This is a genomic window from Stenotrophomonas sp. 10N36 (assembly GCF_056395005.1).
Window position 1 is genome coordinate 86,610 of the sequence record NZ_JBFTIS010000003.1, and the last position, 18,529, is coordinate 105,138.

Genomic DNA, 18,529 nt, shown 5'->3' on the forward strand with positions numbered 1-18,529 from the left:
GGCGTGCCCGCCGTGCCGACCGTGGGTCGGCACCCCCCCCACCTGCACGCCGCCACCCTCGTCCTGCATAATCAGGGGATGAGCGTCCTGCGTTTTGACAATGTCAGCAAACAATATGCCGGCGGCCACCAGGCACTGGTGGACGTCAGCTTCGATGTCGCCCCCGGGGAAATGCTGTTCGTCACCGGTCACTCCGGTGCGGGCAAGAGCACCCTGCTCAAGTTGATCCACCTCGACGAGCGGCCCAGCCGCGGCGCGGTGATCTTCAATGAGCGCAACCTGCTCAAGGTGCGTGGCGGCAACATCCCCCGGCACCGTCGTGAGGTGGGCGCGGTCTACCAGGACCACCGCCTGCTGATGGACCGCAGCATTGCCGAGAACGTCGCCCTGCCGCTGATCCTGCGCGGCACCCGCCGCGCCGATATCGGCAAGCGCGTGCGCTCGGTGCTGGAACGGATGGGCCTGGGCCACCGCGAAAAAGCGCTGCCGTCGCAGCTGTCGGCGGGTGAGCAGCAGCGCGTGGGCATCGCCCGCGCGATCGTCAGCGAACCGCGGCTGCTGGTGGCCGACGAACCCACCGGCAACCTCGATCCCACCCTGGCGGCGGAAATCATGGCGCTGTTCGCCGAGCTTCCCGAGCGCGGCACCAGCGTGCTGGTGGTCAGCCACGACCTGGCCCTGCTGCGGCACATGCGCAAGCGCGTGCTGATCCTGGACCACGGCAAGCTGATCGACGACATCTCGCCGCAGGACCTGGCCGAATGAACGCACCCACCAACAAGGAAGCTGCAGCACCGTCGCGCCTGGGCGTATGGCTGCATCACCACGGCCATAGCGTGGTGTTCAGCCTGGGCCGTGCCTGGCGCAAGCCGTGGGCCACGCTGCTGACCATCATGGTGATGGCGCTGGCCTTGGCCCTGCCGTTGGGCCTGTCCATCGCGCTGGACAACCTCACCCATTTCGCCGGCAGCGTGCAGCAGTCGCGCGACATCAACCTGTTCCTCAAGACCGACACCGACGCGGCGGCGGCCGGGCAGGTCGCCGATGCGTTGCGTGGCCGGGCCGATGTGGCCAACGTCACCGTGCAGACGCCGGAGCAGGGCTTGCAGGAACTGCGCGACGGCGCCGGCCTGGGCGAGGCGATCGATGCGCTGCACGACAACCCGCTGCCCACGCTGCTGATCGTCACCCCGAAGGCGGGCGCCGACGACGCACGCCTGGCGCAGTCGCTGGAAGGCCTGCCGCAGGCCGACCTGGTGCAGCACGATGCGCTGTGGCGCAAACGCCTGGACGCCTGGCTGGGCTTCGGTGCGCGCCTGGTGCAGGTGCTGTCGGTGCTGCTGGGCCTGGGCGCCGCACTGGTGGTGGGCAATACCGTGCGCCTGGACATCCAGGCACGCCGCGAGGAAATCGGCGTGCTGCAGCTGCTGGGCGCCAGCGACGGCTTCATCCGCCGCCCGTTCCTGTACCTGGGCGCGTGGTACGGCCTGGGGGCCGGCGCGGTGGCGCTGGCGCTGATCGGCGTGGCTGGCTTGGCCTTGCGCCCGCCGCTGGCCGCGTTGTCTGAAAGTTATGCCAGCCCGTTCGTGTTGCACGGGCTGGATCTGCTGCATTCATCGTTCGTGCTGGTCGGCACCGTGGTGCTGGGCTGGCTGGGCGCGTGGCTGGTGACGGGGCATTTCCTGCGCCAGACCCGACCGACCGAAACCTGAGGCCCGCATGCGCCCGCAAGCCCTGAAGCACCTGGTCGACGATGCACCGCGCGTGATGGTGGTCGACGGCTCCAAGCTGGTCCGCAAGTTGATTGCCGATGTGCTGCAACGCGAATTGCCGGCGGTGGAGGTGGTGGGCTGCGCGAGCATCGAAGAGGCGCGCAACGCCCTCGCAGCCGGGCCGGTGAACCTGGTCACCACCTCGCTCACGCTCAGCGACGGCGATGGCCTGGCGCTGGCGCGGCTGGTCCGCGAAACCGCCGGGCAGGCTTACGTGCCGGTGATCGTGGTATCCGGCGATGCGCAGCAGCACCTGGAACAGCGCCGCTTCACCGACTACGTCACCGATTATTTCGACAAGGCGCTGGGCCATGAGGCGCTGGCCACGTTCATACGTGGCTATGTGCAACCGGAAACCATTCCCGGCGCCACCATCCTGTATGTCGAAGACAGCCGCGTGGTGGCCGAAGCGACCAAGCGCATGCTCGAACGCCAGAGCCTGCGCGTGCTGCACGTGATGACTGCCGAGGAAGCCTTCGCGCTGCTCACCGCCGAATCGCTGGGCCGCAGCAGCCACCGCATCGACCTGGTGCTCACCGACGTGACGCTCAAGGGCGAGCTGAGCGGGCTGGACGTGGTCGAGCGCGTGCGCGTGGATTTCGGCTACGGCAAACGCCGCCTGCCGGTGTTGGTGATGACCGGCGACGGCAACCCGCTCAACCAGTCCGGCCTGCTGCAGGCCGGTGCCAACGACCTGGTGCAGAAGCCGATCGAAGAGCGCTTGCTGGTAACCAAGGTCCTGTTCCAGCTGCGCCTGTCGCGGCTCAATGAAAAACCCCTGGTGCGATGAACGACGACGCAACCCCCAGCATCCAGCTTGAACCGAGCTGGAAGGCACGTATTGGTGAGTGGCTGCTGCGTCCGGACATGCGTGACCTGTCCAGCTTCCTGCGCCAGCGCAAGGCCGCCGGCGCGCAGGTGTTCCCGCCCGGCCCACAGATATTCGCCGCGTTCGATGCCACCCCGTTCGAGCAGGTCAAGGTGGTGATCCTGGGCCAGGACCCCTACCACGGCGCCGGCCAGGCCCATGGCCTGAGTTTCTCGGTGATGCCCGGCGTCCCGGTGCCGCCGTCGCTGCTCAACATCTACAAGGAAATCGAAGCCGACCTGGGGATTCCGCGCCCGGACCACGGCTGCCTGCTGCCGTGGGCGCGCCAGGGCGTGCTGCTGCTCAACGCGGTGCTGACCGTGGAGGCCGGCCAGGCCGGTGCGCACCAAAAGCGCGGCTGGGAAGGGTTCACCGACCATGTCGTGGACACCCTCAACCGCGAACGCGACGGGCTGGTGTTCATGCTCTGGGGCAGCTACGCGCAACAGAAGGGCAAGGTGATCGACACCGGCCGCCATCGGGTGCTGAAGGCACCGCATCCGTCGCCGTTGTCGGCGCACCGCGGTTTCCTTGGGTGCCATCACTTCTCGATGGCCAATGAATACCTGCAGCGCCGCGGCCAGACGCCCATCGACTGGTCGCTGCCGCCGCGCGCGGCGCTGTAATCCGGGCCGGCAACAGGCCGGCCGCCCGTTTACTCGGTCAACATTTCCATTATCGCGCGCGCCACCTGGCGCTTGCGCGCGGGCATGCGCCGCAGTAACGAGAGAATCTCGGTTTCCTGGGCGGTACGTGCTGCTTCTACCGGTAACGCCTCCGGCAACGGCAGGTCCACGCCGTCGTCCGGACGCCCGGGACCGCGCCCGGTAGCCAGCCATTCAAAATGGACTTGCGTCACAATTGCGATGCAGGCAAGGTGTTGCACGCTCGGGAATGTACCGCCTTCCCGTTCCCACTGCGCTACGGCACTACGTCGCACGCCGGCCGCCAACGCCAACTGCGCCTGGGACAGGCCAGCCGTTAGTCGGGCTCGCCGGATTCTGTCGCACATGGCCTGCATTTTGTGACCCCCTTTCCCTGTTCGGTAAGCACTGCTTCCCTGGAAGTGATTCTTTTCCTGTGTGTACAGAATCGCTTACGTCCACTGCTATATCCGGGGTAATCGTCCGACGCCGACCCGCCAGCAAGCGTCACTGCCCCCCTATTTCACGCCGTCTTGTTTGACGGAATTTTCGTTGCCCCGCATTAATCAGCCCGAACCGGACATAAACGCATTCCCAAGCGGGAAACGGCACCGGCAGGCACGATCAGAACGACGACGGAGTAACTCCGCCGCCACGGTCGAACTCTGCCCAAAATCGGCGGAGACGCATGTATGGTTAATGTGAAAGGCGTGAACGTTCCGTCAGTGCGGTGGCAGTCATGGCTGCTGTTGGCACTACTGGCGGTGCTTTCATGCCTGGGCCAGGCGCGTGCGCAATCGGCCTGTACCGCCGGTGCCTGCGTGAGTGCCGGTCCGCGGCTGGCCTCGGTGGATTCCACCCAGAGCCCGGTGCTCAACCTGCTGTTCGGCGCGCTGCTGCCCGGCACCAGTCTCAACCTGAGCGTGGCCGACTGGAACAACCTGGCCGGCGCCAACATCAACCTCAACGCCTTGCTGACCCAGCTCAACGGCGGGGTGGTGGTGAGCGATCCCAGCCAGGTGCTCAACGCCAATATCACCCTGGGCCAGCTGCGCGCGGCGATGGTGCAGGTGCTGCAGGCCGACGGCCAGACCGCCGCGGCCAACGTGCTCAACGCACTGCCGTTGGGCGTGGCCGGGACCACCGGCAACATCCGCCTGGCCGACCTGCTGCAGATCGCCCTTCCCACCGGGTCGCTGGCCACCGTGCGCCTGAACGTGCTGGACCTTCTGACCGGCGGCGTGCAGCTCTACAACTTCCGCAACGTGCTCACCACGCCGACGCCGATCACCGTCAACACCGCGGCGCTGGGCCTCAACGGTGTGGCCAACGTGCGCCTGTGGCTGCAGGTGATCGAGCCGCCGGTCTACACCTGCGGCACGGTGGGCGCGGCGTTCCACAGCGCGGCCATCCGCATCAAGCTCGACCTGGACCTGGTGCAGGGACTCAACACCGGCACGCTCAGCGCCGCGCTCAACGGGCTCAACCTGCTGGGGGTGTCGCTGTCCAACACCAGCATCACCGCTGACGTGCTGCACCTGCAGCTGTATGCCGATGTGGCGCGTGCCGAAGGTTCGATTTCGGCGGTGAACCTGGTGGGCAACGCGGTCACGCTGCAGGCGCGCCCGGGCCTGGTGAACCTGTATGTCGGCCAGATCAGCGACGCCACCTTCTTCAACCGCAGCACCGTGCTGACCGACACGGCACTGACCGCCGCCACGCTGACCTCGCTCAGTGTGAAGGTGCGGGTGGCGGCCAACGTGCTTGGCCTGCTTACCCCGATCGCCGACATCACCGTGCCGCTCACGGTCAGCGTGCGCAGCTTCGCCACCGCCACGCCAGGGCTGCAGAGTGCCAGCTTCACTGGTCCCTACCCACAGACCCGCACGCTGACGGCCGGTACGGTGAGCGCGGCCACGATGGTGTCCACGCTGGTCAACTCGTTGAACATCCAGGTCACCAGTGGCAACCCCACCGTGACCCTGCTCGGCGGCCTCCCGCTGCCGCTGCCGGTGGCCGACCTGGTCAACGGCATCGTCAACACGCTGCTTACGCCCATCCGCTCCGCCGTCAACGTGCTGGTCACCCCCGTGCTGACGGCCGTGCTCGGGGGCCTGGTCGACAACCTGCTGGCGCTGCTGGGCATCCGTATCGGCCAGGCGGTGTTCACCGTGGAAGGCATCACCCAGGCCTGCGCGGCGACGCTGCAACTGGTCAAGGACCTGCAGCCCACCAGCGACACCGGACGCTTCAACCTGTCCATCACCTACAACGGCAGCACGGTGGGCTCGGCCAGCAACGTGGGCAACAACGGCGCCACCGCGGCGGTGATCACCGTGCCCGGCGGCAGCTACGCGCTGGCCGAAGCCGCCGCCGCCGGCACCACGCTGGCGCGCTATGCCAGCAGCTGGCAATGCACCGACCAGAACAACACCGTGGTGTCTTCCGGCAGCGGCGGCAGCTTCACCCTGCAGGCGCCGGCGATGACCGCCACCGCCGTGACCCTGGTGTGCCGCATCACCAACCGCACGCGCCAGGCCGAGCTGTCGATCACCAAGAGCGACGGCAGCGGCACCTACACACCGGGCGGCACGGCCACCTACACGCTGCTGGTGCGCAACGACGGGCCCGACCCGGTCACCGATGCCGTGGTGGCCGACAACCTGCCCAACGGCATCACCCTGCGGGGCGCCTGGACCTGCAGTGCCACCAGCGGCAGCACGTGCGCGGCGGCCAGTGGCGGTGCGGTGGGCGGCAACGCGGTCAGCGTGGGCGTGAACCTGATCAATGGGGGCCAGGCAACGATCAGCGTGCCGGTCAGCTTCAGCAGCAACCCGGGCGCGTACTAGCACCCGGGGCGGTACCGCAGTGGGCGTGGGGATGACCCCGCGCCGGGGATGGACACGATCACCGCTTCGAGGATGAGCGCATGGCAGCACGCCGCACGCAGGGCAGGGCACGCAGGGCATCGGCCGGCATCGCGCATGCGGTGGGGCTGTTGGCGTTGCTGCTGTCTCCCACGCTGCTTGCGCAGAGCTACCCGAACCCGCTCAACAACACCGCCACGGTGACCGCGCCGGCCGATGTGGGCGACCCGACCCCGGGCAACAACACCGCCACCGATACCAACGCGCTGGCCCTGCAGGCGCAGCTGAGCGTGACCAAGACGTTGCTGAGTGCCAGCCCGGTGGCCGCCGGCGGCGCCGTGCAGTACCGCATCCAGGTGAGCAATGCCGGCCCCTCGGCGGCGCAGGGCGTGGGCGTGGTCGACACCGTGTCGTCGCTGCTCACCAACGTGGCCTGGAGTTGCCAGCCCAGCACCGCGGCATCGTCGTGCGCGCAGTCCAGTGGCACCGGCAATGCCGTCAACGTGCAGGTCAACGTGGGCGTGGGTGACAGCGTGGTGCTGCTGGTCAATGGCACCGCGCCCAGCGCCACCCCGGCCACCGTGCCGGCCAACAGCGTCGCGCTGGTGCTGCCCACCGGCACCACCGACCCGACCCCGGGCGACAACAGCGCCACCACCCCTGCCGTGCCGGTGCAGGCCAACGCGCTGGTGGCCAACAACGATGTATTCGCCACCGCAATCTCCTCGGCCACCGGTGGCACCACGCCCACCGTGCTGGCCAATGACACGCTCAACGGTGCGCCGGTGGTCGGCGCCAACCTGATCATCGCGCTGCAGGGCGCGCCGGCCGGATTCACCATCAACAGTGCCGGCGTGATCACGGTGCCGGCCGGCGCCACCGCCGGTGCCAGCAGCCTGACCTACCAGATCTGCGAGAACGCCTCGCCGACCAACTGCGCCACCGCCACGGCCAGCGTTGTGATCGGCCCGACCGCGGTGAACGACAGCTTCAACGCCACCGGTGGTGCGCCCTCGTTCGCCGGCAACGTGGCCAGCAACGACAACGCACCGACCGGTGCCGTGTTCAGCGCCGTCGGCACGCCGCCGGCCGGGCTCACCGTCAACAGCGATGGCACCTTCACCTACGCGCCTGTCGGCGGCATCGCCACGCCCACCTCGTTCCAGTACCAGGTCTGCCTGCCCGCGCCGAATGGCACCGTCTGCGCGACGGGAACCGCTGCGATCGTAGTCAACGCCAACGCGCTGGTGGCGGTGGATGACACCTTCGCCACGCCGATCCCGGCCGGCACCGGGGGGCTCACCCCTACCGTGCTCACCAACGACACGTTCAACGGCGGCGCCGTGCCGCTGGCCCAGGTGACGCTGAGCCTGGTGGGCGCGCCGACGGGCTTTGCCATCAATGCCAACGGCACCGTGCAGGTGCCGGCCACCGCCGCGGCCGGTCCGCTGGCGCTGACCTATCGCTTCTGCGAAAACGCCTTGCCGGCCAACTGCGCCACCGCCACCGCCAATCTGGTGGTGAGCCCGGATGCAGTGAACGACACGGTGACCACCCCCGGCGGCGGTCAGCCGGCCACCGGCAGCCTGGCGGGCAACGACAACATCGCCAGCGGGTCCACCTACACCCTGGCCACCGCGCCCACCCGTGGCGCCGTCGTGGTCAACGCCGATGGCACCTTCAGCTACACCCCGTCCAACGGCAATACCGGGCCGGACTCGTTCACCTACCAGGTGTGCCTGCCGGCCCCGAACGGCACCGTGTGCGACACCGCCACGGTCAGCGTGAACGTGCAGGCCAACCAGATCGCCGCGGTCAACGATGTGTTCACCACGCCGCTGCTGCCGGGCACCACCACCACGGTGAGCCTGCTGGGCAACGACACCCTCAATGGGGTGGCGGTGGCCCCGGCCGCGGTACTGCTCACCCTGAGCGGCGCACCGGCCAACTACGCGGTCAACGCCAACGGGCAGGTGCAGGTGCCGGCCGGTGCCGCGGCCGGTGCGGTGACCTTCGACTACCAGATCTGCGAAATAGCGGCGCCCACCAACTGCGCCACCGCCAGCGTGCAGCTAGTGGTCGCGCCCGATGCGCTCGACGACGCCTTCGTGGCCACGGCGGGCGTGCCGCTGACCGGCACCGTGACCGGCAACGACAACGTGGGCGTGGGCGCACAGTTCAGCCTGCTGGCCGTGGCCGCGCATGGCACTGTGACGGTCAATGCCGATGGCAGCTTCAGCTACACCGCGCAGTCGGCGTACATCGGTCCGGATATTTTCCGCTACCAGGTGTGTCTGCCGGCACCGAATGCGGGCGTGTGCGATGCCGCCACCGTGACCGTCAATGTCGGCGCCGCCGTCATCGCGGCCGGCAACGACGACTTCACCGGCACGCCGCTGACCAGTGCCGGTGGGCTGACCGCCAGCGTGCTGGACAACGACACCTTCAACGGCGCGGCCATCCTGCCTGCGCAGGCCACGCTGTCGCTGATCAATGCACCGCCAGCCGGTTACACACTGGCCGCCAACGGCCAGCTGCAGGTGCCTGCCGGCGCGCCGGCCGGGCCGATCAGCCTGACCTACCAGCTGTGCCAGGCCGGCACCAGCAACTGCACCACCGCGAGCATCGCGGTGGTGATCGCGCCCGACGCGGTGGCCGATGCGTTCACCACCCAGGTGGCGCGCGCGGTCAGCGGCAACGTGGCGGTCAATGACACGGTCGCCGCCGGCACCACCTACGCCGTGACCGGTGCCACGCCGGCCGGGCTGCTGTTCAACCCCGATGGCAGCTTCACCTACACCCCGCCGGCGCAGTACACCGGCACCACCACGTTCACCTACCAGGCGTGCCTGGCCGCGCCGTTCGCCGTCGTCTGCGATACCGCCACGGTCACCCTCAACGTCAATGCCGGCACGCTGGTGGCCAACGACGATGACTTCCGCGCCGCGATCATCAACCCGGCCAGCGGCGGTACCACCAACAGCGTGCTCGGCAACGACACCATCAACGGCGCGATTCCGCCGGCCCCGGCCGATGTGATCCTGAGCCTGCTGGGCGCGCCGGCCGGCTATGTGATCAACAGCAACGGCACCGTGTCCGTGCCCGGTGGCGCGGCGGCCGGTGCGGTCAGCTTCTCCTACCAGCTGTGCGAAGCGGCACTGCCCAGCAACTGCGATACCGGTGCGGTGCAGCTGCTGCTGGGGCCGGTGGCGGTCGATGACATCTTCAGCACGCAGGTCGGCGTGGCGGTGACCGGCAACGTGGCCGGCAACGACAACGTACCGGCCAACGCGAGCTTCAGCCTGAGCGGCACCGCGCCGGCCGGGCTGGTGTTCAACCCCAATGGCAGCTTCACCTACACGCCGCCGGTGGGCACCCAGGGCGCGGTCACCTTCGCCTATCAGGCCTGCCTGCCCGCACCGGACACCACCGTGTGCGCCGGCGCGTCGGTCACGGTCAACGTCAATGCCGGCACCCTGGTCGCCAACGACGATGATATCCGCGCGACCCCGATCAACCCTGCCGTGGGCGGCAGCACGGCGTCGGTGCTGGGCAACGACAGCCTCAATGGCACCGTGCCGCCGGCCTCGACCGATGTGCTGCTCACGCTGGTGGGCGCGCCGTCGGGCTACACGCTGGGCAGCGATGGCGTGCTCGCCATTGCCAGCGGCGTGGCTGCCGGTGCGGTCACGCTCACCTACCAGCTGTGCGAAGCGGCGCTGCCGGGCAACTGCGATACGGCCCAGATCCGCCTGCTGGTCGCGCCGCTGGCGGCCGCCGATGTGTTCTCCACCCCGGCCGGGCAGCTGCTGGCCGGCAACGTGGGCAGCAACGACAACGCGCCGGCCGGTGCGGTGTTCCGCGTGCCCGGCGCGGTGCCGGCGGGCCTGCAGTTCGGCGCCGATGGCAGCATCCAGTACACCCCGCCGGCCAACTTCACCGGCCCGGTCACGTTCACCTATGAGGTCTGCCTGCCCGCGCCGGACAGCGCGCAGTGCAGCACTGCCACGGCCACCATCAACGTCAACGCGGGCACCTTGGTGGCGCGCGACGACGACATCAGCGCCACGCCGCTCGCTCCCGGTGGCACCGCTGCCAGCAGCGTGCTGGTCAATGACACGCTCAACGGCGTTACGCCGCCGGCCGCCGCCAGTGTGCTGCTGAGCCTGGTCGGTGCGCCGGCCGGTTACGCGCTCGATGCCAACGGCCTGCTGCAGGTGCCCGCGGCCGCCACCAGTGGCGCGGTGGTGCTGACCTACCAGGTCTGCGAAGCGGTGCTGCCCAGCAACTGCGCCAGCGCCACCCTGCGCCTGGTGGTGACGCCGTCGGCCAGCAACGACACCTATTCCACCGCGGCCGGGCAGGCGCTCAACGGCAACGTGGGTGACAACGACAACGTGCCGGCGGGCGCGCTGTTCAGCGTGGTCGGTCCGGTGCCGGCCGGGCTGACCTTCACCGGGTCGGGCAGCTTCACCTATGTGCCGCCGGTGGGCGCTACCTCGCCGGTGAACCTCGACTACCAGGTCTGCCTGCCGGCGCCGAACGCGGCGCTGTGCGCCACGGCCAGCGCCACCATCACCATCACCGTGGGCAGCCTGGCCGCCAATGGCGATGACTTCAGCACCACCCCGATCAACCCGGTCAGTGGCGGCAGCACCACCTCGGTGCTGGCCAACGACTCGCTCAACGGCGCCACGCCGCCGGCAGTGGCCGACGTGCTGCTGTCACTGGTGGGCGCACCGGCCGGCCTGGCCATCACCGCCGAAGGCGCGGTGACCGTGGCCGCCGGTACCCCTGCCGGGGTCAAGAACCTCACCTACCAGTTGTGCGAAGCGGCCGCGCCGGGCAACTGCGACACCGCGACGATCCGCCTGGTGGTGGCACCGTCGGCGCTGGACGATGCGTTGTCCACCGCGGCCGGGCAGGTGCTCACCAGCAGCGTGGCCAGCAACGACAACGTGCCGGCCAGTGCGGTCTTCCAGGTGGTGGGTATCCCGCCGGACGGGCTGGTGCTGGCCGCCGATGGCAGCCTGGTCTACACCCCGCCAACCGGGTTCAGCGGCGCATCCACCTTCGCCTACACGGTCTGCCTGCCGGCACCCGATGCGGGCGTGTGCGCCACCGCGAACGCAACGCTCAACGTCAACAGCGGCACGCTGGTGGCCGTGGCCGATACCTTCGCCACCCCGATCGCGCCGGGCACGGCGTCGCCCACCGTGCTGACCAACGACACCCTCAACGCGGCCACGCCGTTGCCTGCCGAGGTGGTGCTGTCGCTGGTCGGCGCGCCCACCGGTTTTGCGATTGCCGCCGACGGCACCATCAGCGTGGCCACCGGCACCGCGTCCGGTGCCACCACGCTCACCTACCAGATCTGCGAGGCCGCCGCGTCGGCCAACTGCGCCACCGCCAGCGTGGCCCTGGTGGTTGCTCCGGCACCGGCCAACGACGCCTTCGCCGTGCAGGCCGGGCAGACGTTGACCGGCAATGTGTCGGGCAACGACAACATGCCGATCGGATCGGTGTACGCGCTGCAGGGCACGCCGCCGGCCGGGGTCACCTTCAACGCCGATGGCAGCTTCACCTATGTACCGCCAGCGGGCACCACCAGCCCGGCCAGCTTCGATTACCAGGCCTGCCTGCCTGCGCCGAACAGCGCCGTGTGCGGCACCGCCACGGCCACGCTGAACATCAACAACGGCCTGCTGGTGGCGGCCGATGACAGCTTCGGTGCGATCGCGCCGGGCGCCAGCACGCCCAGCGTGCTCGGCAACGATGCGCTCAACGGGGTGACCCCGCCGGCCGCGGCCACGGTGTCGCTGTCGCTGGTGGGCGCACCGGCCGGTTTCACCCTCAGCCCCACCGGTACGCTGTCGGTGGCCGCCACCGCGCCCACCGGCGCCATCGCGCTGGTTTACCAGATCTGCGAAACCGCGGCGGCCAACAACTGCGCCACGGCCACCATCGCGCTGGTGGTGCGCCCGGTGCCGGTCAACGACGTGATCGCCGTGCAGTCCGGGCAGCCCAACACCGGCAACGTGTCGGGCAACGACAACATGCCGGCCGGCTCCACCTGGAGCGTGGTCGCGCCGCCGCAGGGGCTGGTCTTCAACAGCAACGGCAGCTTCACCTACACCCCACCGGCGGGCACCATCGGCCCGGTCACCTTCAGCTACCAGGCCTGCCTGCCGGCGCCGGATGCCGCGGTGTGCGGTACCGCGACGGCGACCTTGAACATCGCGGTGAACGCGGTGGTGGCCAACGACGACACGTTCGCGGCCCCGATCACCGCCGGTTCGGCCACGCCCAGCGTGCTGGCCAACGACGCCCTCAACGGGGTCACCCCGCCGGCCTCTGCCGATGTGCAGCTGCTGCTGGTGGGCGCACCGGCCGGGTTCGTGATCAACAACGACGGCACCGTGCAGGTGCCGGCCGGCGCGACTGCCGGTGCGACGCTGCTGAACTACCAGCTGTGCGAGACCGCGTCGCCGACCAACTGCGACAGCGCCGCGATCGGCCTGGTGATCACCCCGGCACCGCAGAACGACGCGTTTGCCGTGCAGGCCGGTGGCACGCTGGTGGGCAGCAGTGTGGCCACCAACGACAGCATGCCGGCCGGCTCGACCTGGGCAGTGCAGGGCACGCCGCCGACCGGGCTGGTGTTCAACGGGGATGGCAGCTTCACCTACACCCCGCCGGTGGGCACCACCGGGGCGGTCACCTTCACCTACCAGACCTGCCTGCCTGCGCCCAACGGTGGCGTGTGCGGCCTTGCCACGGCCACGGTGAACGTCAACCTGGGCACGCTGGTGGCCGGCGATGACAGCTTCACCGGCGTCGTGCCGGGCACCGCCACGCCCAGCGTGCTGGCCAACGATGCGCTCAACGCGGTGAGTCCGCCGGCCGCGGCCAGCGTGCAGCTGAGCCTGGTGGGTGCGCCGGCCGGCTACGCCATCGCCGCCGATGGCACCATCACCGTGCCCACCGGGGTCACCTCCGGCCCGGCCACGCTGACCTACCAGATCTGCGAAACCGCCGCGCCGTCCAACTGCGATACCGCCACGGTGTCGCTGGTGATCACCCCGTCCGCGCAGAACGACGCGTATGCCGTGCAGGCCGGCGGCTCCATCAGCAACGGCAACGTGGCCGCCAACGACACCCTGCCGGCAGGCTCCACCTGGACGGTGCAGGGCGCCACACCGGCCGGGCTGGCGTTCAACGGCGATGGCACCTTCACCTACACCCCGCCGATCGGCACCGTCGGCCCGGTGGTCTTTACCTACCAGGCGTGCCTGTCGGCGCCGAACGCCTCGCTCTGCGACAGCGCCAGCGTCACCCTCAACATCAGCAACGGCACCCTGGTGGCGGTTGACGACACCCTCAGCGGGGTCGCTGCAGGAGGCACCACCAGCGTCAGCGTGCTGGCCAACGACACGCTCAATGCGGTGAGTCCGCCGCTGCCGGCCAGCGTTGTGCTGACCCTGGTGGGTGCGCCGGCCGGGTACACCCTCAATGCCGACGGCACCCTTGGCGTGGGCAGCACCGTGACATCGGGCACCACCACGCTCACCTACCAGATCTGCGAAGCCGCCGCGCCGACCAACTGCGATACCGCCAGCATCACCGTCATCGTCAGCCCCACGCCGCAGAACGATGCCTTCTCGGTGCAGGCCGGGCAGACGTTGAGCAACAGCGTGGCGACCAATGACAGCCTGCCGCCGGGCTCGACCTTCACCGTGCAGGGCACCCCGCCGGCCGGGCTGACCTTCAACCCCGACGGGTCGTTCACCTACGCCCCGCTGCCCGGCACGCCGAGCCCGGTGACCTTCACCTACCAGGCCTGCCTGCCCGCACCGAACGTGGTGTGCGCCACCGCCAGCGTCACCCTCAACATCGCCACCGGCTCGCTGCTGGCCGGCAACGACACGCTCAGCGGCGTGGCACCGGGCACCACCTCGGCGGCCAGCGTGCTGGCCAACGACAGCCTCAACGGTGTGTCGCCGCCGGCGGCGGCCAACGTGCTGCTGACCCTGGTCGGCGCACCGGCGGGCTTTGCGATCACGCCCACCGGCACCATCAGCGTGGCCACCGGCGTCAGTGCCGGACCGACCTCGTTGACCTACCAGATCTGCGAAGCCGCCGCGCCGGGCAACTGCACCACCGCCAGCGTCACCGTCATCGTCAGCCCGACGCCGCAGAACGACGCGTTCTCGGTGCAGGCCGGGCAGACGCTGAGCAACAGCGTGGCCAGCAACGACAGCATGCCGGCCGGCTCCACCTGGGCGGTGCAGGGCATGCCGCCGCCGGGCCTGACCTTCAACCCCGATGGCAGCTTCACCTACGCGCCGCCGGCCGGTGCGGTGTCGCCGGTGGGCTTCACCTACCAGGCCTGCCTGCCGGCGCCGAACGGCAGCCTGTGTGCCACCGCCACGGTGGCGCTGAACATCAACAACGGCACCCTGAGTGCAGGCGATGACACCCTGGTCGGCGTGCTGCCCGGTGCCACCATCGGCACCAGCGTGCTCGCCAACGACAGCCTCAACGGCGTGTCGCCGCCGGCCGCGGGCGATGTGTTGTTGAGCCTTGTGGGCGCGCCGGGTGGCGTCACGCTCAACCCCGACGGCACCATCACCGTGGGCAGCGGCGTGGGCTCCGGGCCGACCACCCTCACCTACCAGATCTGCGAAGCGGCCGCGCCGTCCAACTGCGACACCGCCAGCGTCACCGTGGTGGTCACCCCGGCGCCGCAGGATGACGCCTACGCCGTGCAGGCCGGGCAGACCCTGTCCAACACCGTGGCCGCCAACGACAACACCCCGCCCGGTGCGCAGTTCACGTTGCAGGACACCGCGCCGGCCGGCTTGACGTTCAACGCCAACGGCAGCTTCACCTACACCCCGGCGGTCGGCGTGGTCGGCCCGGTCAGCGTGGCCTACCAGGTCTGCCTGCCGGCGCCGAATGCCAGCCTGTGCGGGCGCGCCATCGTCACCATCAGCATCAACAACGGCCAGCTGGTGGCCGGCGATGACACGTTCACCGGCGTCGCACCGGGCACCACCTCCGGGCCCAGCGTGCTGGCCAACGACAGCCTCAACGGGGTGTCGCCGCCGGCTGCGGGCGATGTGCTGCTGAGCCTGGTCGACGCGCCGGCGGGCTTCAGCATCGGCACCGACGGCAGGATCAGCGTGTCCACCGGCGTCACTTCGGGTGCAACCGCGCTCACCTACCAGATCTGCGAAGCCGCCGCGCCCGCCAACTGCGACACCGCCAGCGTCACCGTGGTGGTCAGCCCGGCACCGCAGAACGATGCGTACTCGGTACCGGCCGGGCAGACGCTGACCAACACCGTGGCCAGCAACGACAGCATGCCGGCCACGGCGGTCTATACCGTGCTGGGTGCGACTCCGGCCGGCCTGAGCCTGACCAGCACCGGCGCGTTCACCTACACCCCGCCGGGCGGCACGCCGAGCCCGGTCAGCTTCACCTACCAGGCCTGCCTGCCCGCGCCGTACGCGGCCAGCTGCGGCACCGCCACGGTCACCATCAACATCAACAACGGCACGCTGGTGGCCGGCGATGATGTGCTCACCGATGTGCTGCCCGGCGCCACCTCGTCGGCCAGCGTGCTCGCCAACGACCGCCTCAACGGGGTCAGCCCGCCGCCGCCTGGCGATGTGATCCTCAGCCTGGTGGGCGCACCGGCCGGCATCTCCATCAGCCCCGATGGCACGATCAGCGTGGGCACTGGCGTCGCGTCGGGCGCCACCCAGATCACCTACCAGATCTGCGAAGCCGCCGCGCCGGCCAACTGCACCACCGCCGGTGTCACCCTGGTGATCACCCCGGCCCCGCAGAACGACAGCGTCACCGCCCCGGCCGGGCGCCCGACCCTTGGCAACGTGTCGTCCAACGACAACACGCCGCCGGGCGCGCTCCACACCCTCACCAGCGGTGCAGTGCCCGGGCTGGTGTTCAACGCCGACGGCACCTTCAGCTACACCCCACCGTCGGGCACCACCGGGCCGGTGACCTTCACCTACCAGGTATGCCTGCCTGCGCCGTACAGCGCGCAGTGCGGCACGGCCAGCGTCACGCTCACATTGTCCGGCTCGGCCAACGTGGTGCTGTCGGTCAACGACGACTTCACCGCTACGCCGGTGGACCCGTCGGTGGGCGGCACCATCGCGCGCTCGGTGCTGGACAACGACAGCTTCAACAACGTGTCGCCGCCGCCGGTGGGCAGCGTGGTGGCCAGCCTCACCGGCAGCACGCCGGGCTACACCATGAACAACCAGGGCCAGATCATGGTGGCCGCCGGCGTGCAGCCGGGCCAGGTGCAACTGGCCTACCAGCTGTGCGAGAACGGCGTGCCGACCAACTGCACCACGGCCATCGCCACGGTGCTGGTGCAGGGGCCGGTGGGTGCGCTGCTGGCGGTGGACGACAGCGCCGGTCCGATCGGGCCAGCCGGGCAGGCACGCGTGTTGAACGTGTTCACCAACGACACCTTCAACACCGCACCGCTGGACCCGGCCCAGGTGAGCTTCGCGCCGGTGGCCACCCCCGCGCTGACCTTCAGCGCCGATGGCTGGGTGGACGTGGCCGCCGGGCTGGCACCGGGCAGCTACAGCACCACCTACACCCTGTGCCTGCTCAACCAGCCCACCGTGTGCGACACCGGCACGGTCAGCGTGACCGTCATCGCGGTCCCGCCGGGCGTTGATGCCGAGGATGACCAGGTGCAGGTGCCGCAGGACGGCGTGATCGAGATCGACGTGCTGGGCAACGACCGCGTCAACGGCACGCCGATCGATCCGGACACGGTGACGGTGACCATCACCGCGCCGCCGCCGTATGGCACGGCCACGGTGATGCCGCGCGCCCGCATCCGCTTCGCCGCGTTGACCAACTTCGCCGGCGTGCAGGGCTTCGACTACCAGGTGTGCGACGTGGCCGACCCGGCCATGTGCGCCAGCGCCACGGTCACCGTGACCGTGGAGCCGAACGTGCTCACCCTGGTGGACGACGCGGTCACCATGGAGACCACCGCGCCCGTGCAGATCGACGTGCTGGCCAACGACAGCGCCCGCAGTGCACCGCTGGATCCGGCCTCGCTGCAGGTGGTGACCGCACCGACCCACGGCAGCGTGCAGTGCGCCAACGGCCTGTGCAGCTACACGCCCGCCGCCGGGTTCGCCGGCACCGACAGCTTCCGCTACCGGGTCTGCGACGTGTCCATTCCCACCGCACTGTGCGCCGAAGCCAACGTGGCGGTCACCGTGTCCGGCCAGCAGGCCGTGCTGCGCCTGACCAAGGTGGCCGCCAAGCGCAGCGCGCAGATCGGCGACCTGGTGCGCTACACGGTGACCATCGACAACGTGGGCGAGGTGGATGCCAACGGCGCCACCCTGCTGGACACGCTGCCGCCGGGCTTCACCTTCGTGCGCGGCGGGTTCGCGGTGCAGGACGCCGACAACGATGCGCGCACCAGTGGCGTCCAGCCGCTGCGCATCGACGGCATCGACATCCCGGTGGGCGAGCGCGCCACGGTGGTGTACTACCTGCGCGTCGGGGCGGGCACCGGCACCGGTGTGCACACCAACCGCATCACCGCCATCGATGGCGAGAACCGCAGCATCGGCAACGTGGCCTCGGCCGATGTGGACATCACCACCGATCCGCTGCTCGACGAGAGCCTGATCATCGGCAGCGTGTTCGACGACCGCAACGGCAACGGCGTGCAGGACCCGGGCGAGCGGGGCATTCCGGGCGTGCGCGTGGCAGCGGTGGAAGGCCTGCTGATGGAGACCGATGCCTTCGGCCGCTATCACCTGGTGGGCATCCCCGGCGGCCAGGCACGCGGGCGCAACTTCATCCTCAAGGTCGACCCGTCCACGTTGCCCAGCGGGGCCCGCTTCACCACGCCCAATCCGCTGGTCCGGCGGATCACGCCCGGGCTGCCGGCACGGTTCGACTTCGGTGTGCGCATGCCCGATGGCGCGCTGAGTGCCGCATCGCCCGCCGACGCGACGGCGCCCCGGCCGGTCCGGATCGAACTGGGCGATGCCTTGTTCGCACCCGGCAGCGCCCGCCTGGATGCCAGCCGTGACGCCGTGCTGGACAAGGCGGCACAGGCGCTGGTCACACGCGGCGGCGGCCGTGCGCTGCTCACGGCCGCCCCGGGCCAGGAGGCCCTGGCACGGCAGCGTGCGCAGGCGGTGCAGGCCGCACTGGCCACGCGCGTGCCGACGACGGTTGCAGCGGCCAGCCACATCGAGGTCGTGGGCGGCGACGGCAGCACGCTGTACCGGCTGCGGCTGGACGATCCACCCGAGCCTCCTCCCGGCGCGGACCGCACCACCAGGGAGGGGCGTTGAC

7 protein-coding genes and 1 pseudogene are annotated in these 18,529 nt (G+C 69.9%); 6 read left to right on the plus strand and 2 right to left on the minus strand.

What is annotated here, in order from left to right:
• Positions 1–78: 78 nt before the first annotated feature.
• The 4 genes from ftsE to ung are packed head-to-tail and all read left to right on the plus strand — an operon-like array spanning position 79 to position 3,266.
• A complete protein-coding gene (gene ftsE / locus AC1DCJ_RS05350) occupies positions 79–765 on the plus strand; it encodes a cell division ATP-binding protein FtsE (protein WP_038685832.1) in 687 nt (228 codons plus the stop codon).
• Entirely contained in the window at positions 762–1,712 is a 951-nt protein-coding gene (gene ftsX / locus AC1DCJ_RS05355; protein ID WP_314402225.1) for a permease-like cell division protein FtsX, read from the plus strand. Before ftsE ends, ftsX begins: the two co-directional genes overlap by 4 nt.
• Positions 1,713–1,719: 7 nt before the next feature.
• On the plus strand, positions 1,720–2,562 hold the full coding sequence (locus AC1DCJ_RS05360; RefSeq protein WP_038685834.1) for a response regulator: 843 nt from the start codon (positions 1,720–1,722) through the stop codon (positions 2,560–2,562).
• On the plus strand, positions 2,559–3,266 hold the full coding sequence (ung, locus tag AC1DCJ_RS05365; protein ID WP_038685835.1) for a uracil-DNA glycosylase: 708 nt from the start codon (positions 2,559–2,561) through the stop codon (positions 3,264–3,266). Before AC1DCJ_RS05360 ends, ung begins: the two co-directional genes overlap by 4 nt.
• 29 nt (positions 3,267–3,295) lie before the next feature.
• Here ung and AC1DCJ_RS05370 read toward each other — a convergent pair whose 3' ends face one another.
• Positions 3,296–3,436, minus strand: a complete 141-nt coding sequence (locus AC1DCJ_RS05370; protein ID WP_320488980.1) for a hypothetical protein — start codon at positions 3,434–3,436, stop codon at positions 3,296–3,298.
• 30 nt (positions 3,437–3,466) lie between these two features.
• Positions 3,467–3,661, minus strand: a pseudogene (locus tag AC1DCJ_RS05375) (helix-turn-helix domain-containing protein); the annotation flags it as partial.
• 333 nt (positions 3,662–3,994) lie between these two features.
• Here AC1DCJ_RS05375 and AC1DCJ_RS05380 point away from each other — a divergent pair.
• Positions 3,995–6,133, plus strand: coding sequence for a DUF11 domain-containing protein (locus tag AC1DCJ_RS05380; RefSeq protein ID WP_181406161.1), 2,139 nt, complete (start codon positions 3,995–3,997; stop codon positions 6,131–6,133).
• A gap of 80 nt (positions 6,134–6,213) precedes the next feature.
• Positions 6,214–18,528, plus strand: a complete 12,315-nt coding sequence (locus tag AC1DCJ_RS05385; protein ID WP_478070301.1) for an Ig-like domain-containing protein — start codon at positions 6,214–6,216, stop codon at positions 18,526–18,528.
• The last annotated feature ends 1 nt before the right edge of the window (position 18,529 follow it).

Coding starts and splice junctions, on each gene's coding strand:
- ftsE (WP_038685832.1), top strand. CDS start 79: ATGAGCGTCCTGCGTTTTGACAATGTCAGCAAACAATATGCCGGCGGC.
- ftsX (WP_314402225.1), top strand. CDS start 762: ATGAACGCACCCACCAACAAGGAAGCTGCAGCACCGTCGCGCCTGGGC.
- AC1DCJ_RS05360 (WP_038685834.1), top strand. CDS start 1,720: ATGCGCCCGCAAGCCCTGAAGCACCTGGTCGACGATGCACCGCGCGTG.
- ung (WP_038685835.1), top strand. CDS start 2,559: ATGAACGACGACGCAACCCCCAGCATCCAGCTTGAACCGAGCTGGAAG.
- AC1DCJ_RS05385 (WP_478070301.1), top strand. CDS start 6,214: ATGGCAGCACGCCGCACGCAGGGCAGGGCACGCAGGGCATCGGCCGGC.